20 protein-coding genes and 2 pseudogenes are annotated in these 20,353 nt (G+C 68.9%); 2 read left to right on the forward strand and 20 right to left on the reverse strand.

Features of this window, described 5'->3' with window-relative positions; translation table 11 throughout:
• A partial coding sequence (locus CA983_RS23135) for a DUF192 domain-containing protein (RefSeq protein WP_107500262.1) occupies nucleotides 1-311 on the forward strand: 311 nt, incomplete at its 5' end.
• 87 nt (nucleotides 312-398) lie between these two features.
• On the opposite strand, the gene CA983_RS23140 is transcribed toward CA983_RS23135, so the two are convergent.
• From CA983_RS23140 to CA983_RS23175, 8 genes and pseudogenes are all read right to left on the reverse strand, one after another.
• A complete protein-coding gene (locus CA983_RS23140; protein ID WP_086602811.1) occupies nucleotides 399-1,235 on the reverse strand; it encodes a hypothetical protein in 837 nt (278 codons plus the stop codon).
• Between the two features lie 13 nt (nucleotides 1,236-1,248).
• Nucleotides 1,249-3,318, reverse strand: coding sequence for a hypothetical protein (locus tag CA983_RS23145; protein WP_208637018.1), 2,070 nt, complete (start codon nucleotides 3,316-3,318; stop codon nucleotides 1,249-1,251).
• A gap of 102 nt (nucleotides 3,319-3,420) precedes the next feature.
• Nucleotides 3,421-3,687: pseudogene (locus CA983_RS48025) on the reverse strand (ATP-binding protein); the annotation flags it as partial.
• A gap of 91 nt (nucleotides 3,688-3,778) precedes the next feature.
• Entirely contained in the window at nucleotides 3,779-4,492 is a 714-nt protein-coding gene (locus tag CA983_RS23155) for a hypothetical protein (RefSeq protein ID WP_086602812.1), read from the reverse strand.
• A gap of 107 nt (nucleotides 4,493-4,599) precedes the next feature.
• A complete protein-coding gene (locus CA983_RS23160) occupies nucleotides 4,600-5,133 on the reverse strand; it encodes a hypothetical protein (RefSeq protein ID WP_086602813.1) in 534 nt (177 codons plus the stop codon).
• 331 nt (nucleotides 5,134-5,464) lie between these two features.
• Nucleotides 5,465-6,784 (reverse strand): hypothetical protein, encoded by a 1,320-nt coding sequence (locus tag CA983_RS23165; protein ID WP_086602814.1) that lies wholly within the window; start codon nucleotides 6,782-6,784, stop codon nucleotides 5,465-5,467.
• 44 nt (nucleotides 6,785-6,828) lie between these two features.
• A complete protein-coding gene (locus CA983_RS23170; protein WP_086602815.1) occupies nucleotides 6,829-7,206 on the reverse strand; it encodes a hypothetical protein in 378 nt (125 codons plus the stop codon).
• Entirely contained in the window at nucleotides 7,184-9,385 is a 2,202-nt protein-coding gene (locus CA983_RS23175; RefSeq protein ID WP_086602816.1) for a Flp family type IVb pilin, read from the reverse strand. The genes CA983_RS23170 and CA983_RS23175 overlap by 23 nt, the downstream gene beginning before the upstream one ends.
• A 236-nt stretch (nucleotides 9,386-9,621) precedes the next feature.
• Here CA983_RS23175 and CA983_RS48030 point away from each other — a divergent pair.
• Nucleotides 9,622-9,801: pseudogene (locus CA983_RS48030) on the forward strand (hypothetical protein); the annotation flags it as partial.
• A 226-nt stretch (nucleotides 9,802-10,027) separates the two neighbouring features.
• On the opposite strand, the gene CA983_RS23185 reads toward CA983_RS48030, so the two are convergent.
• The 12 genes from CA983_RS23185 to CA983_RS23240 all read right to left on the reverse strand — a co-directional run bounded on the left by CA983_RS23185 (nucleotide 10,028) and on the right by CA983_RS23240 (nucleotide 20,336).
• Nucleotides 10,028-11,101 (reverse strand): hypothetical protein, encoded by a 1,074-nt coding sequence (locus tag CA983_RS23185; RefSeq protein ID WP_086602817.1) that lies wholly within the window; start codon nucleotides 11,099-11,101, stop codon nucleotides 10,028-10,030.
• A gap of 35 nt (nucleotides 11,102-11,136) precedes the next feature.
• On the reverse strand, nucleotides 11,137-11,796 hold the full coding sequence (locus CA983_RS23190; RefSeq protein ID WP_086602818.1) for an OmpA family protein: 660 nt from the start codon (nucleotides 11,794-11,796) through the stop codon (nucleotides 11,137-11,139).
• A 7-nt stretch (nucleotides 11,797-11,803) separates the two neighbouring features.
• The gene (locus CA983_RS23195) at nucleotides 11,804-12,382 is read right to left on the reverse strand and encodes a hypothetical protein (protein ID WP_086602819.1); all 579 of its coding nucleotides are present in this window, start codon (nucleotides 12,380-12,382) and stop codon (nucleotides 11,804-11,806) included.
• 35 nt (nucleotides 12,383-12,417) lie between these two features.
• Nucleotides 12,418-13,029, reverse strand: coding sequence for a pilus assembly protein TadG-related protein (locus CA983_RS23200; RefSeq protein ID WP_086602820.1), 612 nt, complete (start codon nucleotides 13,027-13,029; stop codon nucleotides 12,418-12,420).
• Nucleotides 13,029-13,262, reverse strand: a complete 234-nt coding sequence (locus tag CA983_RS23205) for a hypothetical protein (RefSeq protein ID WP_086602821.1) — start codon at nucleotides 13,260-13,262, stop codon at nucleotides 13,029-13,031. Before CA983_RS23205 ends, CA983_RS23200 begins: the two co-directional genes overlap by 1 nt.
• Nucleotides 13,263-13,452: 190 nt before the next feature.
• Nucleotides 13,453-14,418, reverse strand: a complete 966-nt coding sequence (locus CA983_RS23210; protein ID WP_086602822.1) for a response regulator transcription factor — start codon at nucleotides 14,416-14,418, stop codon at nucleotides 13,453-13,455.
• Between the two features lie 61 nt (nucleotides 14,419-14,479).
• Nucleotides 14,480-15,673, reverse strand: a complete 1,194-nt coding sequence (locus CA983_RS23215) for a sensor histidine kinase (RefSeq protein ID WP_107500264.1) — start codon at nucleotides 15,671-15,673, stop codon at nucleotides 14,480-14,482.
• A gap of 664 nt (nucleotides 15,674-16,337) precedes the next feature.
• Nucleotides 16,338-17,225, reverse strand: a complete 888-nt coding sequence (locus CA983_RS23220) for a DUF5936 domain-containing protein (RefSeq protein ID WP_086602823.1) — start codon at nucleotides 17,223-17,225, stop codon at nucleotides 16,338-16,340.
• Nucleotides 17,226-17,256: 31 nt separating this feature from the next.
• On the reverse strand, nucleotides 17,257-18,201 hold the full coding sequence (locus tag CA983_RS23225; RefSeq protein WP_086602824.1) for a type II secretion system F family protein: 945 nt from the start codon (nucleotides 18,199-18,201) through the stop codon (nucleotides 17,257-17,259).
• Between the two features lie 18 nt (nucleotides 18,202-18,219).
• The gene (locus tag CA983_RS23230; RefSeq protein ID WP_086602825.1) at nucleotides 18,220-19,557 is read right to left on the reverse strand and encodes a TadA family conjugal transfer-associated ATPase; all 1,338 of its coding nucleotides are present in this window, start codon (nucleotides 19,555-19,557) and stop codon (nucleotides 18,220-18,222) included.
• 28 nt (nucleotides 19,558-19,585) lie between these two features.
• Nucleotides 19,586-19,945 (reverse strand): TadE/TadG family type IV pilus assembly protein, encoded by a 360-nt coding sequence (locus CA983_RS23235; protein WP_086602826.1) that lies wholly within the window; start codon nucleotides 19,943-19,945, stop codon nucleotides 19,586-19,588.
• 1 nt (nucleotide 19,946) lies between these two features.
• Nucleotides 19,947-20,336, reverse strand: a complete 390-nt coding sequence (locus tag CA983_RS23240; protein ID WP_086602829.1) for a septum formation initiator — start codon at nucleotides 20,334-20,336, stop codon at nucleotides 19,947-19,949.
• Between the last annotated feature and the right edge of the window lie 17 nt (nucleotides 20,337-20,353).

Below are 20,353 nucleotides of genomic sequence, written 5' to 3' on the forward strand. Positions count from 1 at the left end.
TCCGTGTGCCGTTGGAGATTGCCACCTCCTATCGGGCCCGTACGAGAGGGTTGCTGGGGCGGGATTCCGTCGAGGGGGCGATTCTGCTGTCCCCCGCCAACAGCGTGCACACCTTCCGGATGCGCATGCCGATCGATGTCGCCTATCTCGATCGTGACCTCCGCGTCATCGCCGTGCGGACCATGCGGCCGGGGCGGTTGGGGATGCCGCGGCTGCGGGCCCGTCATGTGGTGGAGGCGAACGCTGGGGTGATGAGGGAGTACGGGGTGCGAGAGGGCGCGTGGGTGGAGGTTGTCGTGGACGGGAGCTAGAGGCCCGTCGAAGTGCCGGACAGCGGCGGTCGACGGCCGCCGGTCACGCCGACACGACGAGTCGTCGCTCCTTTCCCTCACCCCGGCTCACCAAGGCGTCCGGAGAGGAAGCCGGTTCCACCACCAACGGGCAGCTTTCCCGCTGTCTCCCGTGGGATTGGTGTCGGTGCAGTCGCTGAAAATCCGGTCGAGGCGGGTCACCGTGTCCCGCAAAGCGTCCGCGTACGCCTCGTCCACCTGTGAGATGAGTAGCTCCAGTGCGTCGCGGGCCTCCAGGTCACGGCGGAAGAGGTCTTCTCGGTACCGACCCGAAGGAGCCCAGTCGGACTGGAGTCGGCGGGTCAGTCTTTCCCATACGCGCAAGGCGTAGTGCACACGGCCTTCGATGCTTGCCGCCGTGCCTGTGGGGAGTGTCGCGAGGAAGGCGTCGGAGACGGGGGTGGAGATGGGCTGTCTGTCGAGGATTTCCGGGAGCACCTCCACCCGTGCTCGGGGCAGGTCCGGGACCTGCTCCTCCACGGCGTCCACGCGGTATGCCGTGTCCTCATCGGTGTCGACGGCTTCCAGGCGGCACCTGACGGAGCGTCCGTCCTGCACGGCGACCCAGTAGGCGCTCGGTAGGTCGAGTTCCGAGGGGTGCAGGACGGAGCTTTTCACCCTGGCCGCCAGGCCGAGTGCGAGCCGCTCCTCCGTGAGGGTGCCGGCGGTGGCGTCCTCCACGGTGATGTCCAGTTCCATGGCCAGGTCACCAGGGGGAAGCACGCGGAAGGTGCAGAGCACGGGAGCGTCCCAGCGCCGGTCCTCCTGGTCCCCGTCCGCGTCGGCCACGTCGACGGCCCCGTCCGGCAGTGCCAGCATGTCCGCCAGGGCTCGTCGCAGACTCTCCGGGTCCAGCTCCGCGACGGTGAAGAGGTTCCCGATCACTGGCGCGCTCCGATCACTTGTACGTCCCGTCGTAGACGGCCTTGGCCTTCTCGACCTTCGCGGGGTTGTCGACGAACTTCGGATCGCGCTGGAGCTGCTTCGACTTGCCGACGTCACCCTTGTTCCGCGCAATCTCCTTCAGCGCCGCGTACTCGATGCGGTCCATCTCGACGAGGCCGGGGCCGGACTTGGGGAAGACCGTTCCGCTGCCCTCCACCTCGTACGTGCGGCCGTTGATCTCGTAGGTGTTCCCGTCCGCCGACAGCCTTGCACGGCCGTTCGCGATGCCCTCGATGTCGGCACGAACCAGGTCCTCGTTGCCTCTGAGGATCACCGTGTTGCGCTCCTTCACCTGTCCGCTCGACGCCCCGCTGACAGTGTGGCGCTTGTTCGGGAACTTGAGGACCTTGCCGCGCGCCGGGCCGGGGATGTCGTCCCTGGCCTGCCAGTCATTGGCCGGCCTGCTCTTCTGCTCCGCCTGGTCGGCAGCCTTGTCCGCTTCATTCGCCTGTTCGCGGGCCTCCTGCGCCTGCTGCTTGGCCTCCTCGTCGCAGCCGTCCTCCGCGAGGATGACGTACGGCGAGTCGGCTCGGGTGGCGGCCAGGACGGTGGTGCCTGTGCCGGGGCCACCGCCGTACGGGCTGCCGCGGGGCGGCGCCGCGAGGGTGCAGCCCGACTCGCGGGCCTTGCGCTCGGCCTCGTCCGCTGCCTCGTCGGCCTCCTTCGCCGCCCTGCGTGCGGCTTCCGCGTCGCCGGCCTTGGCGGCCTTTCTCGCGTCCTCCGCCGCGTCGGCTGCCTTCTCGGTGAGCTTGCCCAGGTCGCCGAGCTTCCCGAGCTTGCCCAGCTTGCCGAGCTTTCCGACGAGCTTCGCCTCGCCGTAGCCGGGGATGAAGAGGGAGCCGACGTTCCAGACGACCGTCGTGACGGCTCGGGTCTTGTTGCCCTTGTCCCACTGGTCGCGGACGTCCTCCCCGATGAACATGTCGTCGAGGACCTTCCCGCCCGAGTTCAGGGTCGCGCCGCCCCAGTCGGTGAGGGCGTCGAGGTAGTCGCCCTTCGCCCATTTGTCGCCGGCGTCCTTGGCGTCCTGCGACCACTGGTCGGCGATGACGCCGCCGTAGTCCTTCAGGCCGTCCAGGGTGTCGAGCGGGTTGGTGACGGTGTCCCAGATGCCCTTGAGTTCACCGCCGATGCCGTCGACGACGAGGCCTTCGCCGACCTGCTTCGCCTGGTCACCCGCGCAGCCGAAGAAGGCGCCTACGCCGGAGAAGCAGCCCTCGTCGTCCTTTCCCTCTTCCTCTTTCTCTCTTTCCTCGTTGTCCTTCTCGCCGTTGCCGGTTTCTTGGGTCTTTTCCTCGGCGGTTGTCGTGCGGCGCCCCGTGTCGTCGGGCTGGGGCCCTTCTCCGGTGCTGCCGCCCGTTCCGTCACCGGGTGCCGCGACCGGGGCCGCACAGGCCGTTCCCGTGACCTTGCAGATCGCCGACTGAAGGCCACCGTAGATCTGCGTGCCCAGGCCGCTGACGACGAGGCCGGTGATGATCGCGGCCACGACCGCGATGAGCCCCGCGTACTCCACCGCAGTCTGGCCCTCGTCCCGGCGCCAGCGGATCATCCGGGGCAGGGAGAAGGGGCGGCGTTCGGCCCGGGCCCCGTCGGGGAGGCGGTACCAGGTGCGGGTGTCCTCGCGGGTCAGGAAGTAAAGGACGACGGCGGGTACGAAGAGCTGCGTGAAGCCGCGCGGTGATCCGTCGGTGATGTTGGCGAGCGCGCCGGCGATCAGCCATGCCTGTACGGCGATCAGGCCGCCCCAGATCCGTGTCCCGCCCAGCCACGTACGCCGGGCCAGCCACCAGCCGAGGACACCCGGGGCGGCCCCGTACGCGGTCAGGGCGAGCACGCCGCCGTCGACCGCGTCGTACGAGGCCGCCGTGAGCAGCAGGCCGAGGCCACCGACGACCGTGACCGCGAAGAGGGTGTGGACGAGGACGAGTGCCGTGGCGAGCGAGCCGGGCATGTTCTGCCGCCCGCCATGTCCTGACGGCCATGCCCCGCCGGGCTCCGGAACTGCCCCGATCGAGGCCATGCCTCGCCCCCCTCGTAGGTCTACGACACGGCTCGAGAGTAGGGAGGGGCCTCCGGGGCGGGATGGGCCCGTGGCCCCAAACCGGGGCCCAAAGAGCAGTCCTTAGCGCTCAGACACGCCTGCGCCACGCAGGTAAGCGCGAGCGCCCCGGTGTGGCAGGGCGGCCCACATGCGCCTCCCGCCGCCCGGCTCGCGCGCGTCGCCGAAGCCCCAGTCCCCGCCGCATGCCCTGACCACGCAGGCGAGCACGCGCAGGGCCGCGCGGCGGCGGGTGTCGCAGGCGACTGCCAGACGGGGGTTCATGCGGCGCGGGTGGCCGTCATAGAGGATTACGCGCAGGGCGGCAACCCTGTAACGCAGCGCTGTGTAGACCTCTGCGGTGGGCGTTCGCCGTCGCCGGGCAGGAGGAGCACCACCTCACCGACAGCCGGGACGCCCTCGTGCGCTGATTATTGACATGTCAGCAGTTCGTTTCTTCGCTCCACCGCTCGAAGAGCATGCTCTGTGCCGCTTCCGCGTTCTCCCAACTCGCCGGGCCGTCCGGCTTCACCGACAGGCGTTCCAGTGCCGCCCTGGCCTCTGGACCACCCATCGTGCCCAGCAGCTCGATGGCCGAGTCCGCAACGATGTCCTCGGTCACGCAGCGCTCGGCCAGGTCCACCGTCCAGTCGGCGAAGCGGCCCAGGTCGGGATCGAGAGCCAGCCAGCGGAACACCGAGTCGGCGATGTCGTCCCGCAGGGACGGGATCATGGCCAGCATCGCCGCTTCGACGTGCCGCTGCAACAACGGATAGAGCTGCGGGCGGCTCTGATACGCGCGGACCAGCTCGTCCACACCGCACCATGTCACCTGGCTCGTGCGGGGCATCTTCGTGGCAACGGCCTGATGGAACTCCTCCCACACGTGCCACAACAGGCCGGGCGACGGCGGCTGAGGGACACGCGGAGCCAGTTCCGGGGCGTCCAGGAGTACGGTCACCACCCGCCGGGCCTCCGCCAGTCGCTCGTCGGAGCGGGGCAGTTCCTCGATCCGGCTCCAGTCACACTCGTCCCAGGGCCGTGGCAGGGACCGCAGAGCGGGCGGCAGGACGTAGTCACCCTCCGGGTCGCGCCACCGCGCGACCTGCGGATCCCACATCTCCTCGGCCTTCGGCTCCGTGCCCGACTCACTCATCCCTGCCGTCCCGCCAACGTCTCGTCTGCAAACGGAACACGCCTACGTTCGGCCGCCGGCCAGCCCGGACCAGCAGGGCCTTCAGCAGGAAGCGCGGAAGCCGCCGGTCATCGGTCCGACACGAGCTGGAGGACGGCCGTACCGTCCTGTCCGGCCGCCGCCTGGATCACGACCGCGTCCGGCTGCGGGCTCGGACGCCCCGCGTCCCCGAGGCCGCCGCACGAGTTACCGCTGCCGTTGCTGCGGAGAACGGTGATGCAGCCCTGCCCCGGGCCGCTCGCGCTGCCCTTGGACTGGCCGTTGCCCGACTTCACCGTGTACGCGACGGTGTTCGGGCCGACCTCGGTGACGGACAGGGTGGCCGGGCCGCGCGGACCCTTGAAGGGGATGTTCACCGGCTCGGAGACCGCGATCTCGCAGTTGCCGTCCGCGCAGGCGGTGATGTCGCGGCCGTCCGCGGCCGACGCGGAGGGCTTGCGTCCCTCAGGGGAGTCGGCCTTTGACGGCAGCTCACTGGGTCGGGGCGACGCCTTCGCGGGCTCGTCCGAGTCGCTGCTGCAGGCGGCCGCCGCCGTCAGGGCGATCAGTACGGCGAGTGCGACTCCGGTTCTGTGCAGTCCACGTGCTGCCGTCGCGGCCATGGTGTTCCCCCGTGTGCTGTGCTCCGGCGTGCCTCGGTTCCGGTGTTCGGCAGACAGTATTCCCTCATGTCGCTGTCGTCACTCGCCGACACCCGCGGCTACTCGGGAACCCCTCCGCGGAACCGGTCACCCGGGCGAACAGCACGACCGGCTCTTCTATGTCCTCATGACCGACGCTCGCAACGACGAGACGGTCGCCGACCCGCCAGTACAGGAGGTCGCCGAAATATCCGCTCTCGCACAGTGCAGCCTCGCGTGACCTCATCCGTATCGTCACCCGCGAACTCGCCCCGTCGTACACCTTCTGCGGTCACCAACGGGTGTAGGGGCATCAATGCGCCCACTCCTGCGCGGCATTCCTCGTCGTGACCGGCAGGCTCGGGTCGAAGGCCAGTCGCGCCAGGGCTGCACGGCTGCCCGGCACGTCATCCGTGCGGTGGAGGAACCAGATGGCCTCCTCTACCGCGCTGCCGCACCGGACGCACCGCTCTGCGAGTTCCGCGGCCCAGAGGGCCGTTGCCGACAGAACAGCCGGTTCCTTGTCGCCTGCCGCTCCTGCGCCTTGCGGGAGGTCAGCGAGCCAGCGGAAGACGGCTGCGGTGACCCGGTCAGCGATCCTCGTGCACCAGACCTTGGCGAAGGACGCGGCGTCCATGCCTTGGAAATCGAATCCCAACGACTGGCACTCGCGCCACGCCTCGTTCATCCGCTCGCGGGTGACCAGCCGTGGGTACGGCATCAGGGCGCGCACCACCTCAGCGATGGCACTGCAGTCCGCCGGAGCGTCACTGCGCATCTGCGCGTCATCCGGCGCCCGCTCGACAGCCAGACACGCCTCCAGTGCTGAACGGGCCCGGGCGAGGCTGTGGGAATCCGGCGCGGTCGCGCCCCAGCCGAAGTCGTTCTGCCAGGAATACGGCAGGTCCCGCAGCCCTTCGGGCAGCAGTGGCTCCTCGTCGCGGGTGGCTTCCCGGGCTCGAATCTCGTACACCGAACGGCGCAGCCCGAGAAGCCGGGAACGCACATACGGGCGGAAGTCCCGGACCGCGTCGTCGCGTACGAGCTCCATCAGGGCCTGTTCGCCGCGCGGACGACCGAGCGAGACAAGCACGCGCACCGCCGCCTCGACCGCCACACCGACCCGCACGAACGCGGCTGCGAGCAGCGCGGCGTCTTCAGCCTCCGCATCGTTCAGCAATCCGGCGGTCGTTGCACGCTCGATGAAAGAGAAGGCGTCGTACGCCAGCGCCTGCCGCACCGAGGCGGCCCACTCCGCCGCCACCCTGTCGACCCACTGTTCAGTCGGTGGCTCAGGCACCGTGGGGATCCCCATGTCAGCCCAGGTTCGGACCACCTGCACCACACGCTCCCGAGTGACCTGGGACGTGGTCGTCATGATTCGGGTCAACCAGGCGTCTGCCTCGTCCAAGGTGTGGTCGTCGCGGTCGTCGTAGAAGTCCCGTAGTTCCTCGTCCCAGTCGTGCACACTCTGCCGCCGGTCGGGCAGGCATGCGCGCAGCACGTGCCGAGCCTGCTCACGTCTCTCCTCCGTAGGGGCAAGTGCCTCCAGCGCCTGAGACCTGCGGTATGTCAGATCGTGCCAAGGCGGTGGCAGCTCGCGCATGGCAGCGGGCAGCAGGTAGGTGTCCACAAGTCGCTCTCCGTCCGTGCCCGACAGCTCCCGAGGCGCTGGCGTCATGAGACGCCCAGGTAATCCATCGCTTCCTTCGGTGTCTTCATCCTGGACCATTCCATCGTCCCAGCCTGCTTCCGGGCCTGGATCTCTGCCTCCATCCGCTTGAGCCGGCTCGGGGAGATGTCCGTACCCGCGATCCGCACGGATACCCCGTTTTTCACCATCGTTCCGGCCGGTGTCCCTTCAGGCTTGTACTTGACGCCGTCCCGCTTTCCGCTCTTGTAGCCGCTGAAGATATTGGTCCATTTCTCAGTGGTCTCGATCTCCACACGTGTAGCCCTGCCTGCGCTGCCCTTCCCCTCCCATTTGGCCAGATCCTCGACCTGCCGTTCGAAGTCGGCCTTGATGGTGGCATTACCCGTGTTCTTGACCTCCACGGCGTGGACCTTGCCGTCCTTGCCCCCGATAGAGAACGTCGGCGTCATTGATCTCGGAGATGTTCACCGTTTCGCCGTTGCCGAGATCGACGTTCTCCTTGCCGAAGTCCTTACCGACAGCGGTGTGCACGGTCGTGCCAGGTGCTGCCTCGTCGTCGGCTGCCCGCTGGACGGCGTTCAGTTCAGCACGTGCCTGGCTGAGTTCGTCGGTGTTCGTGGCGTTCGTGACCTTGCTGGTCAGCGACGAACGTGCCTCCTTGGAGATGCTCTTCGTCCTGGCCAGTTTGGAGATCTCGTCCAGCGCCCGGGCCGCATCCTCCTTTCCGATCTCCTTCTTGTCCGGGTCCGGGTTGTCCTTTGCCCGCTGAACGAACTCGTCGATCTTCCGCGGTGCGTGCTGGACGCCCTCGTCGTCGAGTGCCTTCCTGGCGGCCTCATGGCGATCCGCCAACTCGGCCCCGTCTGCGGCGCTGTCCGCCTCGTCGGCCTGCTTGCGAGCGTCCTGGGCCTGCTGCTTGGCTTCCTCGTCGCAGTCGCCCTCGGCGAGGACGACGTACGGCGAGTCGGAAGGGCCGGCGGCGATGACCGTGGTGCCTGTACCGGAGGAGCCGGTAAGGAGGCCAGGAGTGGTTCCGGGCAGGTTGCCGCCGTACGGGATCCGGTGGGTCGGCGCCGCGATGGTGCAGCCCGACTCGCGGGCCTGCTTCTCTGCCGCGTCCGCCGCCTCGTCGGCGTCCTTCGCCGCCTTCCGAGCGCCCTCGGCATCGCCCGCCTTCGCCGCCTTGCGCGCCTTCTCGGCCGCGTCCGCCGCCTTGTCGAGGGATTCACCGACCTCGGCCGGCTTCTCGAACTTGGTGAACTTCGTGATGGTCTTCGGGCTGAAGATGCCGATGACGTTGACCACGGTGTTGCCGATGGAGGCGCCGTAGTTGCCCTTCTCCCAGTTCTCCTTGTCGACGAACGTGTCGACCGCCAGGTCGGACACGAAGTCCTCGGGCGAGTTGACCCAGCCCCATACGGAGGAGACGTAGTTCCCCTTGTCCCACTCCTTGCCCAGCTCGTCGGCCTTGTCGCCCCACCAGTCCGTGGTGTGGCTCTTCAGGCCGTTCCAGCTGTCCTTGATCGAGCCGACCGGGTCGCTGACCAAGTCCATGGTGCTGGCCAGGAAGCTCTTGGTCGGCGCCACGAAGAAGCCCCGGACATGGTCCATGAACGTTCTGTCGTGGCGTTCCTGGTCATGTACGTCGTCCCAGAGCGACTTGTCGTCGAAGGGGCCCGGAGCGAGCGGAACCGTGTCGTCCGGGCCCGCGCCCTCATAGGTGATGATCCGAGTCGACCACGCCGGACCACCGCCGCTGTTGGTGCCGCCCGTACCGCCGCCGGCGCCCGTGCCTCCCTGGCCACCCGAACCAGCCTGGGTGCCCGAGTCGCCTTCGGCGCCTGCCTCGCCGTTCGCGCCCGCACCACCGTCTGCCTCCGCACCACGGTCCGCATTCGCGCCGCCGTCCGGGTCGGCACCGTTGCCACCGTTGCTGCCGTCGGCGCCGGCGTCCGAACCATCGTTCTGCGTACCGTCGTTGTTTCCGGCCGCACCCGTCTCCGTACCGCCGCCCTGCGGAGCGCCGCAGGGCGTGCCCGTCACCGAGCAGACCGCCGACTGGATGCCGTCGGCTATGCGTCCGCCAAGACCGCCCACCGACAGCGCGACAATGATCGCGGCGACCACCGCGGTGAGCCCCGCGTACTCCACCGCGGTCTGGCCCTCGTCCCGCCGCCAGCGGATCATCCTCGCCAGGCTGAACGCCCGGTGCTCCTCCCTGTCCTGGGGAGCGAGCTCGAACCACTCACGCGATCGGGCCCGGCGCAGCAGCACGATGACCGCAACCGGCATCGCCGCCTGCGTGATGCCCCGCAGATCACCGTGTAACAGCGTGCCGAACGACAGCCACACGATCCACGCCTGTACGGCGATCAGCGCGCGGCTCGTCCACACCCCGCCCCGCCACAGGCGCCGGGCCATGTAGACCCCCGCCACGCTGGGCAGCGAGTCGTACACCAGGATCCCGAAGATCTCCCCGGAGTAGTACGACACCACCGACAGCACGGTGACCACGTACAGCACCGTCAGCGCGAACTGCGCCCACAGCAGTACCTGCGCCCAGCCCAGTTCCCGCGGCAACGGCGAACGCCGGTCCCAGGAGGGGGTGTTCCGCGCACCCCAAATCCCGCTCGGAGGTATCGGGTTACCGGCACCGGACATGCCTGACCTCAGCTCGTTGAGCGGCAATTCAAGACGGACACCCGGCCGAGGCTAAGGAGACCAGATCACTTGCACATGGGCCCGTGGCCCCTATCCCGGGCCCACTTGAACCGCAGCGGTGCACTGGGCGTCTCAGTGCCCGCCCTGCTCCAGAGATCACTTCGGAAGAGCCGTACTGCGCCGAAGGCAACAACTGCTTCCGCATGGGCACCGGCCCCGAAGGCAACGCCTACATCGCCGTCGCCGGGCAGGAGGAGCACCACGTCACCGACAGCCGGGACGCCCTCCGTGCCCTCATCCTCGAGATCAAGGCGGGCAAGGCATGCCACCTGCTGCAGGGGCGCCGAAGCCGTACGGCGCTATCACGTGGCACTCGTCCCAGGGCTGTGGCACGGACCGCAGAGCGTAGGGCAGGACGTAGTCACCCTCGGGATCGCGCCACCGCGCGACCTGGTCCCACATCTCCCCGGCATTCGTCCTGCCGGGCCCGGCCGACAGCGAGGACGGTCCGGCGGTCGATCGCCAACGCCGGCAGTCGGGAGGCCGGCAAGAAGGGGGTTGCTACGAGGGCCGGCCGGCGGCGACGTCCTCGATGATGCGCTGGTAGTCCTCCATGGACGGCACAGCGAGATCCTCCTCGTGACCGCGTTTCTGGTTGAGCACCAACCAGTGTGGACAGGAGTCGGTGTCGTCGGCAGCCACGGTGTGGCCGCCGACCCTGAGGCCGGTGTGCGCTTCGTACACGTCGATGCGGTAGCGGGCCCGGTAGAAGGTCAGACTCGCCTCACCTCCGTCGTAGGTGCAGATCATGTCGACCTGCCGTCGGACCAGTCGGCTGCACGCCACCAGTTGAACGTCGTCGGGGTTCGGCGCGTCCGTGGCCTTGCCGTTGCCCGTGGACGTGGCCACCGGGTCGGTGCCGTGTTCTTCGTCGAAGAGGGCTGCGGGGTGGGGGCCGGTCTCGGTGTGCGGTGCCGACTCGGGGTACGAGGTGCCGGTGGTCGTGCAGAGGCTCGCGAAGTCTTTCAGGTAATAGGCGCGGTCGGCCATGACGATGTCGGCGAACGGTGACAGGGTGAGCGCCCACACCAGGATCGCCGCGACGGCTGTGAACACCGTGCCGGCGAGGAGGCGTTGGGCGGGCGGTGCCGGTACCGGGTGCCGGGACTCGACGGACTCGATCAGGGCGTCGCGGGCGGTGACGGTACGGAGGGTCACGTACCGCTCCTTGCCGCCGTCGAGCCAGTGAAGGCGGCGGGTAAGCGGGCTGATGCTCTCCACCGCGTCCCAGGGGATGGCGATCGTCTCGGTTGTGCCCGTTCCGTCCCTGCGGATCAGCAGGCCACCGTCGCATACCGCGTAGCTGCGTCTGCCGCTCCGGCCCAGGACCCAGTAGGCCAGGGCGGCCCAGGAGGCCAGCAGCCAGCCGAACACCGCGAAGGGTCTGGCGCTCGGGTCGACGTCCAGTTCGGACAGGGACTGGATGAGGAGCAGGACCATCGCGGCGTCGAGCACGAGCTTGGCGATCAGGAGGGCTGGCCAGGACCAGCGCTCGTGGTGCACGCGCCGGACCGCGCCGAGTCCGGCCTCGGCGGCCGGACCCGGCAGTGAGCGTGTCAGCCGCCACTCGCCCACGGGTTCCTCCCGGTCCTCGTCGGTCCGATCGTGCCTCAGCTCTCCGAGCGGGGGAAGGAGACCTCGACCCGGCGGTTCTTCTTGCGGCCGGTTTCCGTGGAGTTGTCGGCGATCGGGTACTGCTCGCCGTAGCCGCGGACCTCGTACGTGACGTTGGAGTCGTTCAGTTCCTGGTCCAGGACGTTCTGTACGGCGTCGGCGCGTTTCCTGGACAGGACGTCGCCGTGGGCGGAGGAGCCGAGGTTGTCCGTGAAGCCGAAGACGCGGATCTTCGTCGCGTTCTGTGCCTTGATCTCCTCGGCGATCGTGGAGATGCGGGCCTTTGCCTCGGCGCTGAGTTTCGCGCTGTCCTTGCCGAAGAGGACTTCGGCCTGGAGGGCGAATTTGACGTCGGCGTTGGTGTCTTCTCGGCGTTCGTCGCCGCTTTGGTCTTCTACGACCTGTTTGATGTCGAGGACCTTGGCGGCGGCCAGGGTGGCGCCTTCGGGGAGTTTGAGGTCCGGGTCGTTGGGGTCGACCTTGACGGGGGCGGCGGCGGAGGGCTCGGTGCCGGGGGGAACACTGGGGCCTTCGTCGGCGTAGGTGGTCGCGGCGCCGTAGATACTGGTTGCCACCATGATCGATACGACGGTGATGGGCAGAGCGAGGCGTGATGCGGCCGCTCGGGCTGAGGAGCGGGTATGGGTGCGAGTCATGGTGGCCTCACCCGGAGATCTGGATGGCCGCGCTGGCGAACAGCGGGAGCTGGAAGCTGAGTTCGGTGCTGCTCGACGGCGGTGCCGGGAACTGCAGGAACACGTCCATCGTTTCGCCCGGCTTGATGGACGTGAACCCCGTGGTCGTCAGCGGGCGCCCATCCGTGTCACGCAACACGTAGTACCGCTTCTTTCCCTTGGAGTCGACGAGCGTGGCACCACCGAGCGACCTGCCGTTGTTCATGATTTCGGTCTCATTGCCGCTCAACGCCGCCGGAATCACGGCGACCTCGGAGCCGTCGTTCTTCAGATCGCCGTTCACGGTGACGAACCCACCGGAGTCACGCACAGCAGAGGTGATCTGGAGGAGCAGGCCGTTCGGCCCCTTCAGCTCGGCCAAGGGTTCGCTGGACTGCCCCTCCTGAGCGCTCGGCTTGGATCCACTGCTCCGGGAAGCCGAGGGCGACGAGTCCGGTTTGTCGTCGCCACCGCCGCCACCGCAGCCCGCCACGCCGAGGGCCAGTCCGGCCGCAACGGTCAACGCGACCATCCCCCTGCGGGCCTTCCTCGTGAACCGAATGCTCATGACTCTGCTTCCTTCATTCACTCGTCGTTCGCTTGTCAGTCGGCCAGATGGACGTCGAAGAGGTCCTCGGGTTTCGGGAGATCGGTGAGATTGTCCGGGTCCAGGTCCCAATCTTTGCCGTCCTGGCAGAAGAGCTGCGGCAGCACGTCGTCCCCGGCGTCCTCCGGCAGGGGATCGAACTCGCAGCGGGGCTCGATCACGGCAGTGGCGGAGGCACGCGCATACCTGTTCTCCGTGCCAGGGAGGATCGAGTCTCCGACAGGCTCGTCGGCCTGGACATGAACTCGGTAACTCAGGGGGGCGAGCTGGGGTTCGCAGCCACCGGCGCTGTCGTCCACATGTGCGCCGTTCTGCGATGCGAGCTGGTACGCGCGCCAGCAGCCGTCGAACTCCACCCCGTCGCCGTTGAAGATGCCCTGCCACTTGGACGGGTCGAGTACGTCCTCCACCCACTTGCCCGCGAGTTCGTCCCGGGTGTCCTGGGCCGCCGCGAGGGCCGCCGCGTCGGCGGCCGTCTGGGCTCCGTTCCGATTCACCGCGGCCTGGCCGACCGCAAAGTAGGCGAACGCGAGAAAGAGCAGGCCCCCCACCACCACGAGGTAGATGGGGAAGACCTGCCCTGCATCGCCGTACCTGCGAGGTCGCATCAAGGAGCGACCTTGGCGATCTGTGCAGTCAGCTTGTCGACGATCGTCTGACCGATGTTCGTCCCGGCGATCAGCACCACGATCGCCACGACCACCGCGATGATGCCCAGATACTCGACCGCGGTCTGCCCCTTGTCGCCGGCGCGGCGCTGCATGGCTTCGACCGTGGTGTTCTTCCAGCCGTTGACGCGGACCTTGGTCGCAACGGCGGTCTTCAGCATCAGGTCGCTCATGGTGTTCCCCTCCGGGTTCGGCGGTGCCGCTTTCGGCACGAGAAACGTACGGGAGAACACCCCGCGTCCCGGAGGGCCTCAGGACCCAATTCCGGGCCCAATCAGAGGCCCAGCAGGACTTCCGGGACTTGCCTTCGACGACCTGGGCCCGCAGGCCCATCCACCTTCCCCCCAGGACCGTCACCGCAGGTCACCCCAGTCCTCGGTGTGAGTTCGATGCCGTGCCGAGCCACTTGGCGGCGGCCTCGGAGCGGCTGGTGCTGTGGAGCTTGGCGAAGATGCGGTTGATGTGGTTCTTGACGGTCTTCTCGCTGATGAAGCAGGTGGCGGCGATCTGCTGGTTGGTCATGCCGGACGCGATGTGGTCCATGATCTCCGCCTCCCTCGTGCTCAGTTGGAACCGCGACCTGTCGGGAGCGGCCGGACGGCCACTCGTCCACCCAGACGAAGACTGTCCCACATGCGGTTGCACTTGCGAAAGGTTTTCTGAAGAAGTAGGCGGGGATGGAATGTGCGGCGCAGTGAAATGCGCTGGTGTGGCGGTTTGTTGGGCCTGAGTATGCGAGTGTGCGGAGTTCGAAATTCCGTATGCAGTCGCACTCACTTCCTGACCCAGACCCTCGGGTAGGGGCTGGAGCTCCAGTGCCTGGCTCCGGCGGAGTTGGGCCAGCAGGGCACCCGCCGCGGTCGGCGTGAAGTGGGCTCGGCCCTCCTTGATGTCCCGTACGGCGTCGACCAGCTGGTCGGCCGTGAACTCGCCGTGGACCAGGTAGCCGCTGGCCCCTCGGCGGAGGGCCTCCTGGACGATCTCCGACTCCCTGCTGTACGTCAGCATCACGACGGGGGCGATCTGCACCAGGTACGGGAGCGCCGAGATGCCGTCCACGCCAGGCATGCGGACATCGAGGAGGACGACGTCCGGGCGGTGCCGGTGGGCGGCCTCGTAGGCCTCGCGGCCGTCGGCTGCCTCCGCTACGACCGTGATGTCCTCGCGGCCGGACAGCAGGGCGGTGAGACCGGCGCGGACCACGGGGTTGTCGTCTGCCACGACAACACGCAGCGCGGCGGCTTGTCGGGCCGGCGGGAAGTCGCCGAACGGGTTCGGTGGCGGTTGGAGTGGCTGCTGAGAGCCGGGGCGGGGAGTCGGGTCCGGCATCGGTGCGGCCTCCTCTCGTGGTCTGGGGGCGGTTGTGGCGTATCCAGGCGTTGTCTGGTCGCTATGCGTTCGACGGCGTCAAAGCCGCCAGTGGGAGTTCCAGGCGGACCTCCGTGCCTCTGGGGTGGCTGCCGCGGCCTATACGGATCCGGGCGCCCACCGAAGCGGCCCGCTCGACCATGCCGACCAGTCCGAAGTGTCCTGCCCGGCGGAGCTGTTCGAGGGTCGTTCCCGGCGGGAGACCTCGGCCGTCGTCGTACACGCTGATACGGAGAAGGTCGCCGTGGACACCTGCGTGGACGTCGACACGAGTGGGCTGCGCGTGACGGTGGGCGTTCTCCATGGCCTCCGAGGCGATGGTGAGGAGTTGGCGGGCCACGGCGGGTGGGACCGGAGGGACGGCCTCCGCGCCGGTTGGGCGGTAGACGGCGGGAAGGCCGGTGCGGATGCTGAAGTCCCGGGTGCGCGCCGCGAGTTCTACGAGCACGTCCGTGGCATGGTCGGGGTCGGAGTCGCGGCGGAGGTCGGCGAGGAGTTCCCGGGACTCGGAGGCAGCGCGGCGGGCGGATCGGGCGACGAGTTCGGCCTGTTGTTTCACCAGGGCCGCATTCATACAGTCGGCGCCGGCTGAGCAGGCCAGGCCGTCGGCGGCGAGGGCCACGCCGTGCAAGGTCTTGGCGACCGAGTCGTGCATCTCACGGGCCAGCCTGGCGCGTTCGGCGCTGACGGCTTCGGTGACGGCCAGTCGGGCCTGCACCGTCGTCAGCGCCTGCGTGGCTGTGCCGAAGCGGAGCATGAGGTTGCGCAGGCTCGAGCCCACGGCACCGGCGATGACGCACAGGCCTGGGAGGAGGGACGCCTCCGCGATGCCGGCGTGCAGGTTCGCCGCGGTTGCGTAGACCAGCAGGAGAATCAGCGACTGGAGTGAGGCGAAGACGGCTGCGCCACGCCAGCCGTAGACGAGGCCGGCGAGGAGGGGGGTGCAGACGCTGACGTAGGCGAGGGTGGTGTCCGGACCCGCGGAGATGAGGAGCAGAGAGCCGAAGAGAGTGTCCACGGCCAGGAGGGAGGGATGGCGCAGGAGGAGGGGGCCGAACCGTTCCCAGTCCCGGAAGAGAACGTAGGAGCCCATGAAGGTGACGACCACTGCGGCGGCCACCAGGCGGGTGGCCAGGCCTGGGCCGGCGTTGAGCAGTGCGGCGGGGGCGGCCAGGGCGATCATGGCCAGGCGGAAGCCGAACACCTGGCGGCACATGGCCTGGAGGGCGTTGATCTGGATGGGAATGGCGGGGACGTCTTCCGCGGCGGGTACGGGGCGGGACACCCGGTCATGGGTCGAATATGGGTTCCTGTGCGCACCGCTACGGCCCTCGTGACCGGGGATGGGTGGCTGTGGCGGTTGAGCGCGTTCGTCGTCCCCCGCGCCGTGTGCGGGTGCCGCCGTCCCGCCGTTCGCGGCTGCCCTCGGCCCGCCCTTCGTACCCGCCGCCAGGCCGCTCCGCACATCCGCCGTTGGCCCGTCGTACCTGTCCGCTGTCGCCCGGTCAAGGGGTCGCACCGGCGGCCGCTCGTTCGCCGGTACCGCCGTCGTCGGACGCTGTGTGGGTGGCGTCGTGGCGTCCGTCCGGGCCGCCCCCACGTCCCGCCGAAGTCCCCGCCTGATCCGCACCGTCCGCTCGGGGACGGCATCCCGGCTCGCGTGGGGCCGGACGGCGTCCGTGGGGGCCGGGGCGTCGGCCGGGAGCCACCCCGGTGGGAGGGCCGGTGTCGCGTACGTCACCGGGATGTCCGGGGCTCCCGTTCTCACGTGGTCCGGCAGGACCGTGCCCGCCGGAGGTGTCGTGATCTCCGGCGGCTTCGGACGGCGGCGCAGCAGCCTGGTCCGCTCCCTCGTCGTCGACATGCTGTCGCCCCCCGTCCTACTCGCCCATGATCGTGCTGAAGTCCGTACCGGAACCGAGCAGCATCCCCGCGCCGAGAAGGATCATCGTCGCCGGGACCATGAACGTCGTGATCATCAACGTGGCCTTGGGGACCGCGCGTGCGGCCTTTCGGCGAGCGCTCTGCGCATCCGTGCGGCGCATGTCCTGGGCGAGCGCGACGAGGGTGTCCACGATCGGGGCACCCAGCTCCTCACCCTGCTGCAGCGCCGTCACGAACATGGCCACCTGCTCCGAGTCGTTTCGTCGCCGCAGCTCGGCGAAGGCGTCGCGGCGGCTCATGCCGAGGTCCATCTGGCGCAGGGTGATGCGGAGTTCGTCGGCCCACGGACCTTCGTACCTGGACGCGACGCGGTCCAGCGCCTGGCGGAAACCGAGTCCCGCGCTGACCACAACGGCAAGGACGTCGAGGAAGTCCGGCAGTGTCCGCTCAATGGCGTCCTTGCGGATGCGGATCGCCGACCAGATGCCGACCTCGGCCCAGAAGGCCGCGAAGGCGAACATGATCAGGGCGCTGAAGAGGCTTCCCTCGCTGAGCGCGATGAGACCGCCCAGTCCGCCGATCACCCCGTACACCGCGCGCCGGGCCGCGTAGCGGTCGATGGTGAGACCGCCGGGGTTACCCGCGAGGTCGATTCTGCGGCGGTACTTGGCGACCCGCTTGGGGCCCATCAGCCGCAGGACCGCAGGCGCGTACCGCATGCCGAGCCGATCGACGAGCGAGCCCACGGCGCTGGTGCGGGACGAACCGACTTCCAGTGCCAACGCCAGATCGCCGGGAAGTTTGGCCTCTGCGCGGTAGATGCGGAGGCCGGCGAAGATGCCCCACACGCTGAGGCCCATGACCAGTGCCAGCAGAAGTCCCATCGCGGCGCTCCTTCTCCAGTGACTCGGTGGCTCAGACGTCGATGCGGGACAAGCGGCGGATGAGGAAGAACCCGATGGCGTAGAGGCCGAACGCGATGATCACGCAGGCCTGACCGATCGGCGACCCGGTCATGCGGTCCAGCGCTCCGTCCTCGATGGCGTTCAACAAGAACAAGGCGCCCACGCCCAGCACCGGCACCGCGTACGAGGTCATGTTCACCTGCGACAACTGCGTCCGCACCTCCCGTCGCGTCTCCTTCCGTTCCTCCAGCGTCTCCGTGAGATTCCGCAACGCGCTCACCACCTGACCGCCCGCCCGGTTCGACAGCACCAGCGTGGTGACCAGGACGACGAGCTCGCGGGACGGCAGGCGGTCCGTCAGCTCCCCCAGCGCGTCGTCCATCGACGCGCCGACCGCCAACTGGGCAGCCACCTTGCCCAGTTCCTCGCCCGCTGGCGCCTCCAGCTCCTCCGCCGCCATCCCGATCGCCGTACGCAGTGCCAGGCCGGCCTGGGTGGCGTTGGCCAGGATCCTCGCCAGCTCGGGGAGCTGGTTGATGAATTTCTCGATGCGTTTCTGGCGTTGCCAGTTGAGGAACTGCACCGCCACCCAGATGCCCAGCAGGCCCGCGAGCGGGCCGAAGAAGGGGGCCAGGGCCACCTGGCCGATCAGCCACAGGCCGACGACCGTGGCGAGCATGTAGACGAAGAACTCGCCCGGGGTGATGTCCAGGCCCGTGGCCGCCAGACGGAGTTCGAGCTTCCTGCCCAGCTTGGTGCGGCGCAGACGGCGGTCCAGGTTGCGAAAGCGGCGACGACGGCCACCGACCGGTATCTGGCCGGTGGCCGACAGACGATCGACGAGTGCCTGCCGCTGTGCCTTGCCCATGGCGTAGGAGTGCAGGCCCGTGACCACGAGGACGCAGGTCAGCAGGGTGATGCCGGTGGTGAGCGTGACGAGGGATTGCAGATCCATGGGGGCGGCTCTCTTCTCCTACCTGGCTTCTCGGGTGGCCAGCTCGACCGCGGACTGGGCGACGCCGAAGGCCTGGGGGACGGGCTGGCTGGCCATGTAGAGGCGGTCGGCGATGCGCCGCGGCAGCGGGAAGTGTGCGAACGCCCCGTAGATGCGGCCGTCCGCCGCCATCGGCTGGGCGTTGAAGCGGGCGACCGTGACCAGTCGGTACGGCTCGCTGCCGTGGCTTTCGAGGAGCGCGATCTCGGTGATGCGGCGGGCGCCGTCCGCGAACCGGGTCAGCTGCACGATGACGTCCACCGCGCTGTTGATCTGGTCGTGCAGCGCCACGAAGGGGATCTCCACGTCCGACATGGACGCCAGGGTCTGCAGCCGCATCAGCGCGTCCTCCGCGCTGTTGGCGTGGACGGTGGCCAGTGAGCCGTCGTGGCCCGTCGACATCGCCTGGAGCATGTCCAGCGACTCGCCGCCGCGGACCTCACCGACGACGATGCGGTCGGGGCGCATACGGAGGGAGTTGCGGACCAGGTCGCGGATCGTGATCTGGCCCTTGCCCTCCACGTTCGCCGGGCGGGACTCCAGGCGGATCACGTGTGCCTGCTGGAGCTGGAGTTCGGCCGAGTCCTCGATGGTGATGATGCGCTCGCCCTCCGGGATCAGGCCCGACAGAGCGTTGAGCAGCGTCGTTTTACCGGTGCCCGTCGCGCCCGACACGATGACGTTGAACTTCGCCTGCACCAGGCCCGCCAGCAGGTACAGCATGTGCTCGTCCAGCGAGCCGAGGCCGATCAGCTCCTGGAGCGTGAAGGAGCGCGGGAAGCGGCGGATCGTGAGGGTGGCGCCCGTCAGGGACAGGGGCGGGATGATGACGTTGACGCGCTCGCCGGAGGGGAGGCGGGCGTCGACCATCGGGTTCGACTCGTCGACGCGCCGGTTGACCGTCGAGACGATCCGCTCGATCGTCTGCATGAGCTGGTCGTTCGAGGCGAAGCGCAGGGGCAGTTGCTCGACCCGGCCGCCGCGCTCGACGAAGATCGCGTCCGGGCCGTTCACCATGATCTCGGTGATGGACGCGTCCTCCAGGAGCGGCTCCAGGATGCCGAGGCCGAGTGCCTCGTCCACCACCCTGCGGATCAGCTGCGAGCGCTCCACCGTCGACAGGACCGGGCCCTCGCGGCTGATGATGTGCCCGAGCACCCGCTCCAGCCGTGCCCGGCGCTCGGCGGCGGCCAGCGAACTCATCTCCGCGAGGTCGATCTCCTCCAGGAGCTTGGCCCGGTAGGAGGCGACCATGTGGCCGTCCTCGCCCCGGTTTCCGTTCTCCTCGGGGGTGTTGATGCGTGCTCGCAGGCTCATGGGTCCGGGGCTCCTCGTTCGCCGATGGTCAGTGGTCGAGCGGCATCGTGGCGGTCTTGCGCGCCGGGTCGAACCGCCAGCCGGGGACGAGGGAGGGGATGTCGATGGTGGCGGTGACCGTGACCTCCTCGCCCGACTCCGCGCCCGAGCAGGAGGTCCCGTCGGCCAGCCAGTCGCTGACCGCGTTCCCGCAGGCCTGTTGCGCGGTTCCGGGCTCCAGCGAGGCACTGCGCGCCCCCGCCCGCGCCGCCGTCCCCGCCTGCTGCGCCGTGTAGGCGATCAGGCCGAGTTGGACGGCCGCCATGGCGACGAGCAGCAGGATCGGGAGGAACCCGAGGTACTCGAGGGCGACCTGGCCGCGATCGCGAGCTTTACGGTCGTACGACATCTCAGTCCGCCTCCTCCTCGACGGCACCGGCGTGTCCCTTCACGTCGAACGGGAAGTCGATCGTTCCCGGGAAGAGGACGGGAACCCTGAGCGTGACGTCGGCCGTGACGTACCCGGTCGACGGCGGGCAGTCGACCGTGGCGCCGCTCGCCCACGCGTCCGACAGCTTGTCCTTCCCCGCCTGCTCGCACACGGCCTGCCGCTCCCCCCGATTGGCCGCAGTCCCCGCCCGCACCGCCTCGTCCGCAGCATTCCCCGCGAGCGTGAACGTGTACCCCACCAGCACGAGCTGCCACAGCACCACCAGCGTCACGATGATCGTCGGTGTCATCCCGAGAAACTCGATGGTGACCTGCCCCCGGTCCCGCTCCCGCCCTCTCAAGACAGCCAGCACGCTCACCCCTCCCT

The sequence above is a fragment of the Streptomyces swartbergensis genome (genome assembly GCF_002148965.1).
Lineage (GTDB): Bacteria > Actinomycetota > Actinomycetes > Streptomycetales > Streptomycetaceae > Streptomyces > Streptomyces swartbergensis.